The organism is Nocardia sp. NPDC057227 (assembly GCF_042669725.1).
In the GTDB taxonomy this organism is placed as follows: domain Bacteria; phylum Actinomycetota; class Actinomycetes; order Mycobacteriales; family Mycobacteriaceae; genus Nocardia; species Nocardia asteroides_A.
In genome coordinates, this window is the sequence record NZ_JBHUXA010000009.1 from 18,927 (window position 1) to 36,290 (window position 17,364).

Sequence of the window (17,364 nt, forward strand, 5' to 3'; positions counted from 1 at the left end):
ACGGGCGGTGCCGGGCGGGCGGGGCTCGCCGTGAGCACCGCCACCGCGCAGCGCCCGCTCTGGCTGCGCCACCCGATCCTCGCGGTGAGCCTGCGCTGGGCGCCCATCGTCGGCGGCGGCGCGATCGCCTTCCACGAGTCGCTGAGCCGCCTGCAGCCCGGCGCCGAGAACGGCCAGCGGGTCGGCTACTTCGTGATGCTGCCGCTGGTGGCGCTGGTGGCCGCGATCGGCATCGCCCGGCGCCGGTACCGGGAGCTGCCGATCCACGACCGGCAGGTCGACTACATCGTCGGGGGTATGGCGCTGGTCCTCGCGGTCGTGATCGTCGGGCTGCTCGTCCCGCGCTACCCGGACACCTTCGACCTGCTCCGGCTGGACATGTACGCGGGCGTCGCCTACTACTTCGGCGGCTGCGTGCTGATGTTCGGGCTGCGCGCGACCGGCCGGTTCTGGCCGGTCTGGCTGGTCGTGCTGCTCTTCGGGCCGCTGCCGTACCGCGCGCTCGCGGTGCTGCTCGGCGGCGACTGGAAGGCATCGGCGCTGGTGTCGGTGCTGTTCGTCGGGTTCTGCGCGGGCATCGCGGTGGCCCGCACCTGGCGGCGCGGGCTGCTCGGCGCGGTGCTGGGGCTGCTGGTCGGGCTGGTGCTGGTCGGACTGCTGGACCTGGCGACGACCGGCATCCCGAACCCGCTGGTGCAGCAGCTGCCCGCCGCCGTCGCGGTGGCCGGGGTCGGGCTCTACTTCATCGGCCACACCATCCGGCACCGGGAGCCGAACGCGCACCTGGTGCCGCGCCGCGAGCCGACCGTGGCGCGCCCGTGGCCCGCGCTGATCGTGCTCGCCGCCGCCACGATCGCGCTCTCCCTGCTTCCGCTTCCCCCGCCGATCGATCAGCGGATCGGCACCGGCCCGCCGCTCGTGGACCAACCGGGGCTGAGCGTGCCGGACGGCTGGACCCAGACCGGGTTCGCCCGGCTGGACTGGGCGCCGCAGTACTACGGCGTCGGCGCCACCCTGGTCCGCCAGGCGGTGACCGCGGACCGCGTGGTCGACGCCTGGGACACCAAGGGCCGCAGCCGGACCCTGGTCGTCGACACGCTGAACACCGACGACGTCTTCAATCTCCAGGTGTACCCGGGCCAGACGCTGTACTCCACCATCTACGCCCGCCGCTCCGACCCGCTCACCATCGAGCTGGCCCCGGGCCAGACCGGCCGGATCTACACCATCGTGGACGAGAACCTCTTCCTCACCTGGACCTACCTGAGCTTCATCTGGCACCGCGGCGCGGTGGTGGAGTCGGTGCGGGTGATCGCGGTCGACAACCACGAGCCGGGCGCGCCGTTCCCCGAGCCGTCGCCGAACATGGGCTCGATCGCCGCGCAGACCTTCACGATCATGATGCGCGGCAACGCCGTCGCGGTGGACGACAAACCCGAGTACAAGGACGTCGACCTGCTCACCACCTTCGGCAGGGCACTGGTCGCCCGGCAGTGGGAGGCGCCGTGACCGATCCCGAGTTCCGCGCCGCCGCGCTGCACGACGCCGTCTCCGGGCTGCGCGAGCGCACCCCGAGCGCGTCGGCGGCCGTCCCGTTCACGCCGTGGCAGCGCGTGGTCGCCTTCGCGCTGCTCGCGCTGCTGATCGCGGGCGGCATCTTCGCACCGATCCCCACGCTCACCACGCTCACCGCGGTGAGCACGCTGGCCTACGTCGCCGCGCTGATCGACCGGCTGGTGATCTTCCGGCGCGGGCTGCCCGCGGACGCCATCGTCCAGATCGACGACGACGAGGCGCGTGCCGTCCCGGACGCCGAGCTCCCGCCCTACACCGTGCTCATGCCCGCCTACGACGAGACCGAGGTGATCGGCCAGCTCATCGCCGCCATGGCCGCGCTGGACTACCCGAAGGACAAGCTGCAGATCCTGCTGCTGCTGGAGGAGGACGACGACACCACCATCGCCGCCGCGGCCGCCGCCGGGGTGGAGCAGGTGGCCACCGTGGTCCTGGTCCCCGCCGCCGACCCGCGCACCAAACCCAAGGCCTGCAACTACGGCCTGCACTTCGCCACCGGCGAGATCCTCACCATCTACGACGCCGAGGACATCCCGGACCCGCTGCAGCTGCGCAAGGTGGTCGCCACCTTCGCCCGCTCCGACCCGCGCACCGCCTGCGTCCAGGCCAAGCTGGCTTTCCGCAACGGCAGGCAGAACCTGCTCACCGGCTGGTTCACCGTGGAGTACGACGTCTGGTTCAGCTACCTGCTGCCCGGCGTCATGCGGGTGAACGCGCCGATCCCGCTCGGCGGCACCTCCAACCACCTGCTCCGCCGGGTGCTGGACGACATCGGCGCCTGGGACCCGTACAACGTCACCGAGGACGCCGACCTCGGGGTCCGGCTGGCGATCAACGGCTACCGCACCGCGGTGCTGAACTCGGTCACCTGGGAGGAGGCGAACAGCGACCCGATCAACTGGCTGCGCCAGCGTTCCCGCTGGTACAAGGGGTATCTCCAGTCCTGGCTCGTGCACACCAGGCACCCGGTGCGGCTCTGCCGCGCGATCGGCGTCGCCGCCTTCCTCCGCTTCACCCTGCTGCTCGCGGGCACCCCGCTGATCGCCTGCGTGAACGCGCTCTTCTGGCTGGTGCTGCTGCTCTGGCTGCTCGGCCAGCCGCGCGCGGTGGCCTGGGTCTTCCCGCCCGCGGTCTACTACCCGGCGCTGATCAGCCTGGTCCTCGGCAACGCGCTGACCATCTACATGAACCTGATCGGCTGCCGCGAGGGCCGCGACCCCCGGCTGCTCGTCGCCTGCCTGACCGTGCCGATCTACTGGTTCATGATGAGCATCGCCGCCATCAAGGGGGTGTGGCAGCTGCTGCGCAACCCGTCGTACTGGGAGAAGACGGCGCACGGGCTGGAGGTCACGACCGACGAGCCCGCGCCGTGAGGACGCGGCTGCTCTTCACCGGCACCGCCCTGGTCTACCTGGTGCTCGGCTGGTGGCTCGCGGTGTACCACGGCTACCTGATGGGCGACGCGCTGAGCCGGGTGCAGGCGGTGCAGGCGGTGCTCTTCAGCCGCGACCCGCACCTGGCCGCGATCGGCTTCGTCTTCACCCCGCTCACCGCGCTGCTGGAGCTGCCGCTGGTGGCGCTGAGCCCGTGGCTGCCCGCGCTCACCAGGTACGGCGTGGCCGGGGTCGTGGTCTCCGCGCTCTTCATGGCCGGCGCGGTGGTGCAGGTGCACGGGATCGGCGTCGACCGCGGCGCACCCCGGTGGCTGATCGTGCTGGTGACGGCGGTCTTCGCGGTGAACCCGATGATCCTCTGCTACGCGCTCACCGGGATGAGCGAGGCGCCGTTCGTCTTCTGCGGCTGCTGGGCGGTGCGCAGGCTGATCCGCTGGGTCCGCACCGACGACATCCACGACCTGATCACCGCGGGCGCCGCGCTCGGGCTCGGCTACCTGGCCAGGTACGACGCGGTGGTGCCGATCGCGGTCACCGCGGCCTTCGTCGCGCTGCGCAGCTACCTGGCCGCCCGCGGCCGCAAGCGCGGCGACCGGGTGGCCGCCGGGGTGCTCGACGCGCTGCTGCTGATCGGGCCGGGGGCGCTGGCGGTGCTCACCTGGTTCGTCACCAGCTGGCTGCTCACCGGCGAGGGGCTGGCCCAGTTCAGCTCGGCCTACGGCAATGCCGCCATCATCGAGCAGTCCGGCGGCGCGGCGCAGCGGGGGCTCGCCGCGCTCGGCTTCTCCGCGGCCGGGCTGCTGGTTCTGGCTCCCGCGCTGCCGCTGATCGCGCCGGTCGCGCTGGCGCTCGGGCTGCGCCGCCGGGACATCGAGGTGCTGGTGCCGACGCTGATCTTCGGCTCGGTGCTGGTCTTCCAGGCGTACGCCTACTTCCGCGGCGCCACCTTCCCGCTGCTCCGCTTCTACATCGCGGGCATCCCGCTGGTCTGCGTCTACACCCTGCAGCTCGCCCCGCCGGTCGGCGCGCCGCCCGCCCGCAGGCCGGGCCGCAACGCCAGGCCGCGCGGCGCCGCCGTGCCGCGGGCGCGCGCCGCCGCCGCGCTCGGCGGCGTGCTGCTGGTGCTGAGCCTGCCGATCACCGCGCTCGGCCTCGCCGAACCCACCATCTCGGTGCAGCAGTACGCACTGCGCAGCCTCTTCGCCGGCCCCGGCGACACCGCGCCGACGGTCGACACCGAGCACCGCATCCTCGCCTCCTTCCGCACCGAGCGCGCCATCGCCGACTACCTCGACGCCCAGCACCTGCCGGACGGCTCGGTGCTCACCGACAGCGTCTCCGGCTTCGGCATCGTGGTCGCCTCGGACCACCCGGAGCAGTTCGTCATCCCCTCCGACGAGGACTTCATCACCGTTCTCAGCGACCCGGCCGCGCACGGCGTGCGCTACATCCTCGCCGTCCCGCCGGTCGGCCGCGGCACCGCCGACGCGGTCAACCGCCGCTACCCGACCATCTACGAGAACGGCGGCGAGGTCGCGGTCCTGGAACTGGAGGCGCCGAACGACGGCAAGGACCAGCCGGACTGGCGGTTGTACCGGGTCATCCCACCGCGCGCTAGCGAGCAAGGACGGTGAAGAGCGGGTCACCCGGGCCGATGTCGTAGGTCTGCTCGCCGGGGCGCGGGTCGGGGACGAAGGCCCAGAGCAGGGCGCCCGCTGTGCCCGCGGCGCGCTGGCCGTCGATCTTCTGCGCGATGTCGGCGGCGCGCTGCGCCAGCGAGGCGGGGGACTGGTCGCTGTGCTGCCCGATCTCGGCCACCAGCAACGGTTTTCCGGCGGCACCGGCCTGCTCGATGCGGCGGGCGAGGCCGTTCCACCGGTCACCGGGGAGCGGGACGCCGTCGGCGCCGTAGTCGTGGTACTGGACGATGTCGACGTTCGGCGACTCCGCGATGAGCCCGTATTCGTCTCCGGCGGAGCCGCATTGGCCGCCGCCGAGCAGCCCGGCGGTGATCGGGGTGCCGGGTGAGTTCGCCCGGACGATCGCGCCCGCCTCGTCCATGAAGGCGCGCAGGACGGCGGCGGCGTCCGGAGGGCAGGTGCGGGCGTTCCAGGCGCAGTCGCCGTCCGGGCAGACCCCCGGCTCGGGTTCGCCGACGAGTTCCCAGGCGGCGAGCGCGGGGGAGCCGTGCCAGCGGTCGGTGGCGGCCGCGGTCCAGGCGGCGAAGGGGCCGCGCCAGCCGTCGGTGTACCAGCCGTACTGCTTGAACCGCTCGTCCTCGCAGGCGCCGTCCTGCGCGGTCAGCACCGGGATCAGCAGCTGGCCGTGCCGTTCGGCGGCGGCGAAGACCGCGTCGATGGGTGCCCAGTCCCGCGCGCCGGTCACCTTGTGCGTCGCCAGCGCCTCGAAGGCATTGAACCGGGTGAGCGAATTCGGGTGCAGCGCCGCGAAATACGCGTCCAGGTCGACCTGGGCGCCGCAGCCGCGGTTGATCGCCCAGTTCGTGGCGAGCTGGTAGGCGTTCAGCCCGGCGGGCCACCACGGCTCCCCGTCCAGTCGCAGTTCCCCCCGCTGCACGCGCACCCTCGCCATCACCCCAGTGTGGGCGTTGACCGAACGTTAAGGGCGTCGAAAGCGCCGGACCGCATTCTTTCCCTACACCACCGAGACACAGGAGAAAGCAATGAACATCCTTCGCGCCCAGTTCCGGCTGCTCGCCCTCGCGTTCACCGCGCTGGCGGCCGCTGCCGCGCTGACCATCGCGGGTGCGTCGGGATCGGCCACCGCGGGCGTCTTCGCCGAGCTGAAGCTGCAGCCGGGTACCAGCAGCGGCGGTATCGGCGGCAGCGTGGTCAGGGGTGACTCGGACACCTACATCCTGGAGGCCCGCTCCGGCCAGCTGTTCACCGCCGGGCTCGGCTCGGTCGAGGACAACGCCGCCTTCACCCTGATCGCCCCGGACGGCACCATCCTCGCCATCGAGGAGAACTACACCGAGGTCTGGCTGCCGCTCTCCGGCGACTACGTCCTCGATATCGCGCCGACCCGCGGCAATACCGAGTACTACCTGCAGTTCGAGATTCTCTGAGCCTCCCGGCGGTGAGGGCGAGGGGTGCTCACCGCACGGGTCACGAAGGCCGCCGGTCCATCGGGGACCGGCGGCCTTTCCTGTGCCCGGCACACCGCCCGCGAACGTGGAATCCTGACCTGGTGACTCTCTTCGAGGTGTGGGCGCCCCGGCCGGATCTGGTCCGTCTCGATCTCGACGGCGAGGTGCACCCGCTGCACCGGGACGATGCGGGCTGGTGGCGAGCCGACATCCCGGCCGCCCCCGGCGCCCGCTACGGCTTCCTGCTCGACGACGACCCCACCGTCCTCCCCGACCCCCGCTCGCCCTGGCAGCCGGACGGCGTGCACGGCCGCTCCGCGCTCTGGAGCCCGGACCCCGAGCTCTGGACCGACGCCGCCTGGCCCGGCCGCGGGCTGCCCGGCGCGGTCTTCTACGAGCTGCACATCGGCGCCTTCACCCCGGACGGCACCTTCGACGCCGCGATCGGCAAGCTCGACCACCTCGTCGACCTCGGCGTCACCGTGGTCGAGCTGATGCCGGTGAACGCCTTCGACGGCACGCACAACTGGGGCTACGACGGCGTGCTCTGGTACGCGGTACAGGACTCCTACGGCGGCCCGGCCGGGCTGCAGCGCTTCGTCGACGCCTGCCACGCGCGCGGGCTCGCGGTGGCGCTCGACGTCGTCCACAACCACCTCGGCCCCTCCGGCAACTACCTGCCGAAGTACGGCCCCTACCTCACCGACGGCCGCAATACCTGGGGGCAGAGCCTCAACCTGGACGGCCCCGGCTCGGACCACGTGCGCAGGCACATCCTGGACAACGCGCTGCGCTGGCTGCGCGACTTCCACCTCGACGCGCTGCGCCTTGACGCGGTGCACGCCCTGGTCGACCGCACCGCCGCGCACCTGCTGGAGGAGCTCGCCACCGAGGTCGCGGTGCTCTCCGCCCGGGTCGGGCGCCCGCTCACCCTGGTCGCCGAGAGCGACCTCAACGACCCGCGGCTGATCACCCCGCGCGCGGCGGGCGGCTACGGCCTCACCGCGCAGTGGAACGACGATCTGCACCACGCCGTGCACACCGCCGTCTCCGGCGAGCGGCAGGGCTACTACGCCGACTTCGGCAGCCTCGAGTGCCTGGCCACCACGCTGACCCGCGGTTTCTACCACGCGGGCAGCTACTCCAGCTTCCGCGAGCGCAGGCACGGCCGCCCGGTGGACCGCGCGACGACCCCGCCCTCCGCGCTCTTCGGCTACACCTGCGACCACGACCAGATCGGCAATCGGGCCATCGGCGACCGGCCTTCGATGAACCTCACCGACGGCCAGCTGGCGATCAAGGCGGCGCTGGTGCTGCTCGCGCCGTTCACCCCGATGCTGTTCATGGGGGAGGAGTGGGGCGCGCGCACGCCGTTCCTCTTCTTCACCTCGCACACCGACCCGGAGATCGGCGCCGCCACCGCGGCCGGGCGCAAGGCGGAGTTCGCCGAGCACGGCTGGGCCACCGCGGACGTCCCCGACCCGCAGGACCCGGAGACCTTCGCCCGCAGCAAGCTGGACTGGACCGAATCCGCCGACCCGTCCCGGGCCAGGTTGCTCGAGCTGTACCGGGATCTGCTCGCGGTGCGCAGGCTGCGACCGGAGTTCACCGGCACCTGGATCCCGGACCACGCGGTCCGCTACGACCAGGCCGCCAACTGGATCGTGATCGCCCGCGGCGGCCTCGAGCTGGCCTGCAACCTCGGCACCGAACCGGTGACGGTACCGGTGACCGGCATCACAGTACTGGCCTCCGCCGAGCCGGACAGTTCGCCCGGAGGTGCCGGCACGGTGCTCCCCGGCCACTCCTTCGCGCTGCTGGCCTGCGAGAACGATTGAATCACCGTCTCGGACGGACGATTGCCGGAGCCGAATCGCGCGACTACCGTTGTTCTATGAGCACCGTTGCTTCCGCCGGCGATTGCGCCGAGCTACCGGACGGTGTCGGCGGGAGTGCCGGCACCGAATTCGCCCCGCTGGCCCGCGCCTTCGCGCGGGTCTTCGGCCACCGGAGGGACGCGGGGGCCGCGCTCGCGGTGTACCGGCACGGACAACCGCTCGCCCACATCTGGACCGGCTACGGCGGTGACCGGCCCTGGACCGCCGACACCGGCACCGTGGTCTTCTCCGCCACCAAGGGCATCACCGCGACGGTGATCCACCGGCTCGCCGACCGCGGGCTGATCGACTACTACGCGCCGATGGCCGAGTACTGGCCGGAGTTCGGGGCCAACGGCAAGGCGGACATCACGGTCGAGCAGGTCATGACGCACCGGGCCGGGCTCTCCGCGCTGCGGCAGGTCGCGCAGAACACCACCGAGGTGCTCGACCACGAGCTCATGGAGCAGCGGCTGGCCGCCGCCGCGCCGGACCACCTGCTCGGCACCCCGACCTACCACGCGCTCACCTACGGCTGGCTGATGAGCGGGCTGGCCCGCTCGGTCACCGGCAAGAGCATGGGGCAGCTCTTCCGCGAGGAGGTCACCGAGCCGCTCGGCATCCGCGACGGGCTGCACCTCGGCTACCCGGGCCCGGGCTCGGCCACCCGCTACGCGCCGATGGCTGGCACCCAGCTGAGCGCCGCCCGCAACCCCATCGCCTCGCTGGTGCTCGGCCGCGGCCACGGCCTCCCCGGCGTGGTCGGGGCCGCGGTGCGCTGCCTCTTCGTACCGGGGCTGGAGGCCATTCTGGAGGGCGCGCAGCCCTCGCTGCTGCAGACCGAGCAGGGTGCAGCCAACGGCGTCTGCACCGCCTCCGCGCTGGCCACCGTGTACGGGGCGCTGGCGGGCGACGGCGTGGTGAACGGCGAGCGCTACCTCTCCGGGCACACGCTGCACGAGATGCGCAAGGTGCGCAGCTACCAGCTGGACCACGCGCTGTTCTACCTGCCGATGATGTGGCACCTCGGGTACCACTCCATCCCGGTGCCCGGCGGGCACACCGGCTTCGGCCACATCGGGCTGAACGGCTCGTTCGGCTGGGTCGACCCGCGCTCCGGGATCTCGGTCGGCTTCGTGCACAACCGCTTCACGCTGCCGCTCTTCGGCCTCGACATCTCCACCGTCGCCTGGCTGCTCCCGCTGATCGTCGGCTGCCTGCGCGGCAACCAGGCCGAGCTCACGCCCGCCGCCCGCTCCGCGGCGTGAGCGGAGGGCGGGCGGGCTCGGTCAGGTGAGGTAGCGGTAGGCCGGGGAGCCGGGGTCGAGCCGCTCGCAGTTGATCGGCGAGTCCGCGATCCGGCGCAGCAGCGCGTCCAGGCAGTCGGCGGCGCCCAGCTCGATGCCGACCAGCGCGGCGCCGGTCTCCCGGTTGTTGCGCTTGACGTACTCGAAGACGGTGATGTCGTCGTCCGGGCCGAGCACCTCGTCGAGGAAGCGGCGCAGCGCGCCCGGCTCCTGCGGGAAGTCCACCAGGAAGTAGTGCTTGAGCCCCTGGTGCACCAGCGAGCGCTCGATGATCTCGTTGTACCGGGAGACGTCGTTGTTGCCGCCGGAGACCAGCACCACCACGGTCGCGCCGGGCGGCACCGTGATCTCGGCGAGCGCGGCGGTGGCGAGCGCCCCGGCCGGCTCGGCGATGATGCCCTCGTTCTGGTACAGCTCCAGCATGGCGGTGCAGATCGCGCCCTCGTCGATCTGCATGAGCCCGAAGTCGCCCCGGCCGGTGCCGCCCGCCGGTGCCGCGAGCAGCGGCAGCGAGCCGTGCGAGACCACCCGCCCGCCGAACTCGGTGACCGCGGCGAACGGCACCGCGCCGATCCGCCGGACGGCGGCGCCGTCCACGAACGGATCGATCTCCGGCAGCGTCACCGGGCCGCCCGCCACCAGCGCCGCCGTCATCGAGGCCGCGCCCGCGGGCTCGACGCCGAGGATGCCGGTGCGCGGGGAGCGATCGCGCAGGTAGGTGCCGATCCCGGCCAGGCAGCCGCCGCCGCCGACCGGAACGATCACCAGGTCGGGCGCGGTATCGAGCTGGGTCAGGAATTCGGCGGCGATGGTGCCCTGCCCGGCGGCGGTGCGCGGGTCGTCGAAGGGCGGGACCATGGTGGCCCCGGTGCTCGCCACGTCGTCGGCGGCGGCCGCCGCGGCCGCGTCGAAGTTCTCGCCGACCGCGATGAGCTCGACGAACTCGCCGCCGTGCACCCGGATCCGGTCGAGCTTCTGCTTCGGCGTCGTGGTCGGCACGTAGATCCGGCCGCGCACCCGCATGGCCTGGCAGGCGTAGGCGACGCCCTGCGCGTGGTTGCCCGCGCTCGCGGCGACCACGCCCGCGGCGCGCTCGGCGGCGGTGAGCTGGACCATCAGGTTGTAGGCGCCGCGCAGCTTGTAGGAGCGGACCGCGGTGAGATCCTCGCGCTTCAGGTAGACCGTCGCACCGGTGAGCGCCGATAGCCGCGGGCTGTGGTGCAGCGGCGTCGGCTCGATGATGTGCCGAATGCGTTCCGCGGCGCTGTCGATCTCGGCAGCGGTCAGTGCCGGATGCGTGCTGGACGTGGGCTCGAGTACCGGAAGCGGATTGGACACCCGGTCCATGGTGCCACCAGGCGCGCGTACCGCGCGCGCCGGGTGGCGGCCGTCGGGGCTGGTCAGCGCGGTTCGAGCACGAAGACCGGGATCTCCCTGCTGGTCTTCGTCTGGTAGTCGGCGTAGTCCGGCCAGACCGCGACGGCGCGCTCCCACCAGGCGGTCTTCTCGTCGCCGGTCACCTCGCGCGCCGTGTAGTCCTTGGTCTCGGTGCCGTCGCGCAGCTCGACGTGCGGGTCGGCCTTGATGTTGAAGTACCAGACCGGGTGTTTGGGGGCGCCGCCGAGCGAGGCCACCACCGCGTACTCGCCGCCGTGCTCGACTCGCATGAGCGGGGTCTTGCGCAGCTTGCCGGATTTGGCGCCGCGGGTGGTCAGCAGGATGACCGGGACCCCGCGCAGCGTGGTGGCCTCGGTGCCGCCGGAGTTCTCGTACTGCTCCGCCTGCTCCCGGGCCCAGTCGGACGTGCTCGGTTCGTACTCTCCTGTAAGAGGCATGCAACCAGTAACTCGCACAACGGGCCGCACTGTTCCCGTGACACACGGAACAGAAAAGTTCGGTGGACCGAAAACTTTCCCACGGCTATGGTGAAGACATGACAGCGGTGCACCCTGATTCCCGGATCGCCGAGCGGCCGACGGTGTTGCTCGCCGGGGTGCCGTGGCCGGTCTTCAAGCTAGAGGCCCTCGCGCTCGGCCTGGTCGCACTGCTGATCCTGCTGCTGGTCACCGGCTCGCCCGCGGTCGCGGTGCTCGGCGGCGCCGGGCTCGCCGCCGGGCGCTGGGCGCTCGCCGCGGTGTCACCCCGCCGCCAGCGGTAGCCCCGCCAGCTCGCCGCGCGCCGCCACCCCCAATTTCGGATACGCCTTGTACAGGTGGTGCCCCACCGTGCGCGGGCTCAGGAAGAGCTGCGCCGCGATGTCCCGGTTGGAGAGGCCGCGGGCGGCGAGCCGGACGATCTGCAGCTCCTGCGGGGTGAGCCGGGCGACCGGCCCCGGACCGGCCGCCGGTGCCGCGCCGCCGCCGAGCGCCGCGAGCTCGGTGCGCGCCCGAGCCGCCCAGGGCGTGGCGCCCGCCCGCTCGAACGCCTCCGCCGCCGGTTCCAGCTGTGCCCGCGCCTCGGTCTTGCGCTTGGTCCTGCGCAGCCACTCGCCGTAGAGCAGCCGGGTGCGGGCCTGCTCCAGCGGGCGCGCCCCGAGCTCCAGCGCGGCGCGGAAGTGCCGCTCGTCGCCGGTGCGCAGGGCACGGCAGCGCTGCTCCAGCGCCGCCACCCAGGGCTGCCCGCCGCGCCGGGCCCACTCGGCCAGCCGCTCGACGGCGTCCCCGGCCCGCTCCGGCTCGCCGAGCCGCACCGCCGCCTCCACCACGTCGGGCAGCGCGCGCACCGCCGCCACGTGGTGCCGCACCGGACCCGAGGTGAGCGCGATGAGCCGGTGCAGGGCGCTCGCCACCCGGCCGAGGCCGAGCTCGAGCACCCCGAGCGCGGCATCTGCCCAGGTGGCGCCCGGTGCCAGGGCCCCACCGACCTCCGCGACCGCGGCCAGGCACTCCACCTCGTCGCCGGTGAGCGCGGCGAGGTAGGCACGGAAGGCGTGGTGCTGGCTCACCCACTGGCCCAGCCCGGCATCGCGCGCGATCCGCAGCCCCTCGGCCCCCGCCACCGCCGCCTCCGCGCGGTTGCCGAGAAACAGCTCGGCCTCGGCGCGGAAGAAGAGCAGCGGCGGGAGCAGCGCGATCCGGCCCTGCTCCCGACACTCGGCGATCAGCTCCGCGGCCAGCTCACCCACCTGCTCGTCCTGCCCGACCACCAGCCCGGCCCCGCACAGCTGCACCAGGTCGCGTGGGCTGTCCGCGCCGAGCCGCCGCGCCGCGGCGGCCGCGTCCCGCAGGTCGACGGTGTAGGTGGTGCGCAGCGCGGGCAGGATGTAGCCCGCGATCGGCGCGACCGGGTCGCCCTCGGGCAGCGTGAGCTCGGCGAAAGCCGCTGCCACCGCCGTGATCTCGGGGTCGCCGAGGTACCAGGCCGGATGGGCCGCCTGGATCAGGATGCGGGCGGCGCGGGCGGGTTCGCTGCCCGCGGCGGCGCCGAGCAGCAGCCGGTGCGCGGCCGCCGGACGCCCCGCGCCGAACTCGGCCAGCCCGCGCACCACGTCCAGCCGGGCCAGCGTGGCCGGGTCCGGCGCGGCCACCGCCGCCGCGCGCTCGGCCGAGCGGCGGGCGAGGTCGAGCAGCCCGGCCTCGGCGGCGGTCTCCGCGGCGGGCAGCAGCCTGCGCGCCCGCGCCGCGTCGTCGACGCTGAGCGCGGCCGCGCGCTCGTAGGCGGCGACCGCGCCGTGGTAGCCGCTGCGGCGGCGGGCCCGCTCCGCGGTGTCCGCCAGCGCCGCGGCGACCGCCTCGTCCGGGCCGGTGGCCGCGGCGGCCAGGTGCCAGGCCCTGATGTCGGCGTTCTCCGGGCCGGTGGCCGCAGCGGCCAGCGCCCGGTGCGCGGCGAGCCGCTCCGGCAGCGGCGCGCCCTGGTACACCGCCGAGCGCAGCAGCGGGTGCCGGAACACCACGCCCGCGGTGCCGGTGCGGACCAGCCCGGCCCGCTCGGCCGGGGTCAGGTCTTCCGGCCCCGCCCGCAGCGCCGCCCCGGCGCGCAGCACCGTGCCCAGGTCGGCGGCGGCAGCCGCGGCGGCGACCAGCAGCAGGGTGCGGGTGGCCGCGGGGAGCGGGGCGACCTGGCCGTGGAAGGCCTGCCGCAGCCGCTGCGGCAGCGGCTGATCCGGCGCGGTGCCCGGCGTCTCGGCGGCGAGCAGCGCCGGAAGCTCGAGTAGTGCCAGCGGATTGCCCGCCGACTCGACCAGCGCGCGGTAGCGGACGGCCGGTGCGAGCCCGGAGTGGCCTGCGTCCAGCAGCGCGGCGGCGACCTCGGGCGGCAGCGCGCCGACGGGGAGCTCGGGCAGCCCCGGCGCGGGGAAGTCGTCGTCGCCCGCCCTGGTGGCGAAGATCAGGGCGACGCCGTCGGCGTCGAGGCGGCGGGCCGCGAAGAGCAGCGTCTCCGCGGTGGCCCGGTCCAGCCAGTGCGCGTCGTCGACCAGGCAGAGCAGCGGGCCGTCGGCCGCCTCCTCGGCGAGCAGCGAGAGCACCGCGAGGCCGATCAGCATGCGGTCGGCCGGGTCCTGCTCGGCCAGGCCGAAGGCGCCGTCCAGCGCGGCGCGCTGGCGTGGCGGGAGCGCGCCCAGGTCGGCGCCGCGGACCAGCAGATGCAGTGCGGCGAAGGGCAGCTCGGCCTCGGACTCGATCCCGGCGCCGCGCACCGTCGGCAGCCCGGCGGCGGCCGCGTACTCCAGCAGCGCGGTCTTGCCGATGCCCGCCTCGCCGCGCAGCACCAGCGCGCCGCTGCGGCCCGCTCGCGCCGCGGCGAGCAGGGCGTCGATGCGGGCCAGCTCGGCCGCGCGGCCCAGAAGTGCGGTCGGCATCCTCGAAAAGTACCTATAGGCGACCGATTCGGCGTACCCCCAGCCCGCCATAACGTAGTCCGCACACCGAAAAACAGCAGGTAGAGGAGAAATCGTGAACGAGATCGCGACGCAGTACCTGGCGGCCTGGAACACCACCGACCCGGCCGCCCGCCGGGCGGCGATCGCCAGGGTCTTCACCGCCGACGCCGAGTACACCGACCCGCTCATGGCCGTGCGCGGCCACGACGAGATCGACGCCGGCATCGCCGCCGCCCAGGCGCAGTTCCCCGGCTGGGAGTTCCGGCTGGCGGGCGAGCCGGACGGCCACCACGACCAGGTGCGCTTCACCTGGGAACTGGGCCCGGCCGGCGCCGCGCCGGTGGTGGTCGGCTTCGACGTCGCCGTGCTGGAGCAGGGCCGGATCGGCGCCGTCTACGGCTTCCTGGACCAGGTGCCCGCGTAAATCCCCGTCCGAACCCGAGGAGGTTCCGTCATGACCCACACCGGACTGCTCGCCCCCGGCGACCGGCTGCTGCGGCTCGCGCTGCGCGCCGACGCCGTCGTCACCGGGGTGAACGGCCTCGCCTACCTGGCGCTGGCCGGACCGATCGAATCGCTGCTCGGCCTGGATCGCTCGCTCGGCATCCCGATCGGGGTGTTCCTGACGCTCTACGCCGTCGCGGTCGCCGCGATCGGGCAGCTCGCCCGGATCCCGGCCGCCGCCGCGGGAGCGGTGGTCGCGGTGAACGCCGCCTGGGCGGTGGCGAGCGTGGTCGCGCTGCTCGCGGGCGCGCTCGGCCTCACCGCCGTCGGCGCGGTCTGGGCGGTGCTGCAGGCGCTGGTGGTCGGTGCCTTCGCCGCCCTGCAGTACCTGGGGCTGCGCCGGGCCTCAGCGCACCAGTAGTGCCACCGGCAACCGGTCGAAGATCTTCTCGAGGTGGGCCCGCCCCTGGAAGGTCTCGCCGGTGAGCCGGTCGGTCCAGACGCCGGGCGGCAGGTCGAGCACCGTGTCCGCCCAGCCGGTCTCCTGCAGCTTCACGCTGTGCCTGGTGGCGGCGACCAGTACCTCGGGCAGCCGCCCCGGCTTGCCGCGGCCGTAGCAGATGAGGTGCCCGGCCTGCTCGCCGATGGCGTGCATCGGCAGGTAGCTGCCGCCGACGAAGCACTCCGGGCGCTCCCGGCGCAGCCACAGCGCGTAGGCGACCACCCACATCTTGGCCGCGCCGGTGGGGTCGAGCGGCGGGGTGGTCTCCAGCATCTGCAGCATCCCGGCGCGCACCATGAAATCGACCGGACGCCGGTTGTCCGGGTCGACCAGCGAGTCCTCCCAGAGCTCGCAGCCCTGGTAGATGTCGGGGACGCCGGGGCCGCAGAGCTGCAGCAGCTTCTGCGCCAGCGCGTCCGACCAGGCGTGCGGGGCCAGCTCGTGCACCAGGTCGTTCAGCCCGGAGCCGACCGGCCCGTCGATCACCGCGTCCAGCCAGCGGTGCACCGCCGTCTCGAACTCGGTGTCCGGGTCCTCCCACGAGGTGCGGGTGCCCGCCTCCCGGATCGCCTTCTCCGCGTACTGGTGGATGCGCTCGCGCAGCCCCGGCACCGAGGAGGCCGGGCGGCCGTCCGCGGGCCAGACCCCGAACATGTTCTGCAGCAGGAAGAGCGCGGTCGCGCCGTCCGGGCTCGGGGTCGCCTCCTGCCAGCTCCGCACCCGGCGCGCCCAGGTGTTGCCGACCTGGGAGAGCACCCCGATCCGGGCCCTGACGTCCTCGCCGCGCTTGGTGTCGTGGGTGGAGAGCGTGGTCATCGAGGATGGCCAGCGCGTTGCCCGTTCGCTGTTGGCCAGGTGGAACTCGTTCACCGAGCGGGCGAACCGCGCCGGGCTGCCGCCCACCTCCTGCAGCGAGATCAGCCGCACCGCGCGGTAGAACATGGCGTCCTCCACCGCCTTCGCGGTCATCGCCCCGCACACCTGGTCGAACCGGATCTGCGCCTCGCCGTCCCTGGCCAGCGCGGTGACCAGCACCTGAAGCGGCGCGGTGAGCTCGGCATTGCGCCGCTCGACCTCGGCGACGACGGCGCCGGTCATCCCGGCCAGCGGGCTGTAGTCGGCCCGGTAGACCGGCATGAAGGCGAGCACCTCGATGGTGGCGTTGGTCAGCGCCATGGTGTCGAAGCCCGGCGTGTCGGCGTCGTGCTTGATCGCGGCGACCAGCCTGCGCACCTCGGGGGAGAGGATGGTCTCGGCCACCGCGCGCTTGATCCGGTGCTCGGTCTCGCCGATCCAGGAGCGGTCGCTGCCGTGCCCGGTGAAGCGGCGGGAGAGCTCGGTGAGCGCGGGCTCGCCCGCCGGGTCGATGAGGACGCCGCCCAGGTCGGCGAGGGCGTCGTAGCCGGTGGTGCCGTCGATCGGCAGCGTCGGGTCCAGCGGCTCCCGGTTCGCCAGGATCTTCTCGATCAGCAGCAGCCGGTCCGGGCCGAGCAGTTTCCGCAGCCGGTGCAGGTAGCCGATCGGGTCGGCGAGGCCGTCCGGGTGGTCGATCCGCACGCCGTCGATCAGGTCGTGCTCGCACCACGCCGCCAGCTCCCGGTGCGTGGCCTCGAAGACCTCCGGATCCTCCTGCCGCACCGCGGCCAGCTCGCTGACCGCGAAGAACCGCCGGTAGGTGCAGACCCCGGACTTCCAGCTCACCAGCCGGTAGTGCTGCTTGTCGTGGATGCGGAGCGCGTTGTCGCCGTCGGTGCCGGGCGCGATCGGGAACCGCATGTCGTGCAGGCTGAGCATCGGCTCCGGGCCGGAGCGGTCGACGCCGAGCGCGGCCGGGTCGTTCTCGCCCTGTAAGACCGGAAGCGCGAGCCGCCCGCCCGCGCCGTTCCCCTGACTCCAGTCGATGTCGAACCAGTGCGCGTACTGCGACTCCCGCCCGTGCCGCAGCACGTCCCACCACCACTTGTTCTGCCTCGGGTCGCCGACCCCGACGTGGTTCGGCACCAGGTCGACGATCAGCCCCATGCCCCTGGTGCGCACCTCGTCGGCGAGCGCCTTGAGCCCGGCCGGGCCGCCGAGCGCCGCCGAGACCGTGGTCGGGTCGGTGACGTCGTAGCCGTGCGTCGAGCCGCGCACCGCGGTCAGGATGGGCGAGAGGTAGAGGTGCGAGATCCCCAGCTGCTGCAGGTACTCCGCGATGGACCTGGCGTCGGCGAAGGTCAGCGCGTCCGGCCGGAGCTGTAGCCGGTAGGTGCTGCGCACCGGCCGCCGGGCGGGTTCCCGGCGGCGGGGGGTGGGGTCGGTGGTGTGCGTCGCGGACTCGGTCATGGGCGTCGGTGC

General features: G+C 73.5%; 14 protein-coding genes. 9 read left to right on the forward strand and 5 right to left on the reverse strand.

The features are described 5' to 3' along the window. Positions 1–30: 30 nt before the first annotated feature. From ACFUJ1_RS14760 to ACFUJ1_RS14770, 3 genes are read left to right on the forward strand one after another with little or no spacing between them, the layout of a single operon-like run. Positions 31–1,509 carry a hypothetical protein gene (locus ACFUJ1_RS14760; RefSeq protein WP_378645772.1) on the forward strand — a complete coding sequence of 493 codons (1,479 nt, stop codon included), beginning with the start codon at positions 31–33 and terminating at the stop codon, positions 1,507–1,509. Further along, the gene (locus ACFUJ1_RS14765) at positions 1,506–2,948 is read left to right on the forward strand and encodes a glycosyltransferase (RefSeq protein WP_378645774.1); all 1,443 of its coding nucleotides are present in this window, start codon (positions 1,506–1,508) and stop codon (positions 2,946–2,948) included. Before ACFUJ1_RS14760 ends, ACFUJ1_RS14765 begins: the two co-directional genes overlap by 4 nt. Next, on the forward strand, positions 2,945–4,603 hold the full coding sequence (locus ACFUJ1_RS14770; protein ID WP_378645775.1) for an ABC transporter: 1,659 nt from the start codon (positions 2,945–2,947) through the stop codon (positions 4,601–4,603). The genes ACFUJ1_RS14765 and ACFUJ1_RS14770 overlap by 4 nt, the downstream gene beginning before the upstream one ends. Here the strand turns inward: ACFUJ1_RS14770 and ACFUJ1_RS14775 are convergent. Next, positions 4,584–5,561: a beta-mannosidase gene (locus tag ACFUJ1_RS14775; protein ID WP_378645776.1), complete on the reverse strand. Its 978-nt coding sequence runs from the start codon at positions 5,559–5,561 to the stop codon at positions 4,584–4,586. The genes ACFUJ1_RS14770 and ACFUJ1_RS14775 overlap by 20 nt on opposite strands. A 91-nt stretch (positions 5,562–5,652) precedes the next feature. Here ACFUJ1_RS14775 and ACFUJ1_RS14780 point away from each other — a divergent pair, with 91 nt between their 5' ends. From ACFUJ1_RS14780 to ACFUJ1_RS14790, 3 genes are all read left to right on the forward strand, one after another. Continuing rightward, positions 5,653–6,057 carry a hypothetical protein gene (locus ACFUJ1_RS14780; RefSeq protein ID WP_378645777.1) on the forward strand — a complete coding sequence of 135 codons (405 nt, stop codon included), beginning with the start codon at positions 5,653–5,655 and terminating at the stop codon, positions 6,055–6,057. Positions 6,058–6,179: 122 nt separating this feature from the next. Next, positions 6,180–7,916 (forward strand): malto-oligosyltrehalose trehalohydrolase, encoded by a 1,737-nt coding sequence (gene treZ / locus ACFUJ1_RS14785; protein ID WP_378645779.1) that lies wholly within the window; start codon positions 6,180–6,182, stop codon positions 7,914–7,916. Positions 7,917–7,972: 56 nt separating this feature from the next. Then, positions 7,973–9,223, forward strand: coding sequence for a serine hydrolase domain-containing protein (locus tag ACFUJ1_RS14790; protein ID WP_378645781.1), 1,251 nt, complete (start codon positions 7,973–7,975; stop codon positions 9,221–9,223). Positions 9,224–9,244: 21 nt separating this feature from the next. On the opposite strand, the gene ilvA is transcribed toward ACFUJ1_RS14790, so the two are convergent. Both ilvA and ACFUJ1_RS14800 read right to left on the reverse strand, forming a co-directional pair. Next, positions 9,245–10,609 carry a threonine ammonia-lyase IlvA gene (gene ilvA, locus ACFUJ1_RS14795; RefSeq protein ID WP_378645782.1) on the reverse strand — a complete coding sequence of 455 codons (1,365 nt, stop codon included), beginning with the start codon at positions 10,607–10,609 and terminating at the stop codon, positions 9,245–9,247. A gap of 53 nt (positions 10,610–10,662) precedes the next feature. Then, positions 10,663–11,097 carry a nitroreductase family deazaflavin-dependent oxidoreductase gene (locus ACFUJ1_RS14800; RefSeq protein ID WP_378645784.1) on the reverse strand — a complete coding sequence of 145 codons (435 nt, stop codon included), beginning with the start codon at positions 11,095–11,097 and terminating at the stop codon, positions 10,663–10,665. A 98-nt stretch (positions 11,098–11,195) separates the two neighbouring features. Here ACFUJ1_RS14800 and ACFUJ1_RS14805 point away from each other — a divergent pair, with 98 nt between their 5' ends. Then, entirely contained in the window at positions 11,196–11,420 is a 225-nt protein-coding gene (locus tag ACFUJ1_RS14805; RefSeq protein ID WP_378645785.1) for a hypothetical protein, read from the forward strand. On the opposite strand, the gene ACFUJ1_RS14810 is transcribed toward ACFUJ1_RS14805, so the two are convergent. After that, complete coding sequence (locus ACFUJ1_RS14810; protein WP_378645787.1) at positions 11,400–14,060, reverse strand: AAA family ATPase; 2,661 nt, start codon at positions 14,058–14,060, stop codon at positions 11,400–11,402. The two genes, ACFUJ1_RS14805 and ACFUJ1_RS14810, sit on opposite strands and share 21 nt — an antisense overlap. Positions 14,061–14,154: 94 nt before the next feature. On the opposite strand from ACFUJ1_RS14810, the gene ACFUJ1_RS14815 reads away from it, so the two are divergent. Together ACFUJ1_RS14815 and ACFUJ1_RS14820 are read left to right on the forward strand one after the other, a co-directional pair. Further along, on the forward strand, positions 14,155–14,505 hold the full coding sequence (locus ACFUJ1_RS14815; RefSeq protein ID WP_378645788.1) for a nuclear transport factor 2 family protein: 351 nt from the start codon (positions 14,155–14,157) through the stop codon (positions 14,503–14,505). 30 nt (positions 14,506–14,535) lie between these two features. Next, positions 14,536–14,946, forward strand: coding sequence for a hypothetical protein (locus ACFUJ1_RS14820; RefSeq protein ID WP_378645790.1), 411 nt, complete (start codon positions 14,536–14,538; stop codon positions 14,944–14,946). Here the strand turns inward: ACFUJ1_RS14820 and treY are convergent. Further along, positions 14,932–17,352, reverse strand: a complete 2,421-nt coding sequence (gene treY / locus ACFUJ1_RS14825; protein WP_378645791.1) for a malto-oligosyltrehalose synthase — start codon at positions 17,350–17,352, stop codon at positions 14,932–14,934. The two genes, ACFUJ1_RS14820 and treY, sit on opposite strands and share 15 nt — an antisense overlap. Between the last annotated feature and the right edge of the window lie 12 nt (positions 17,353–17,364).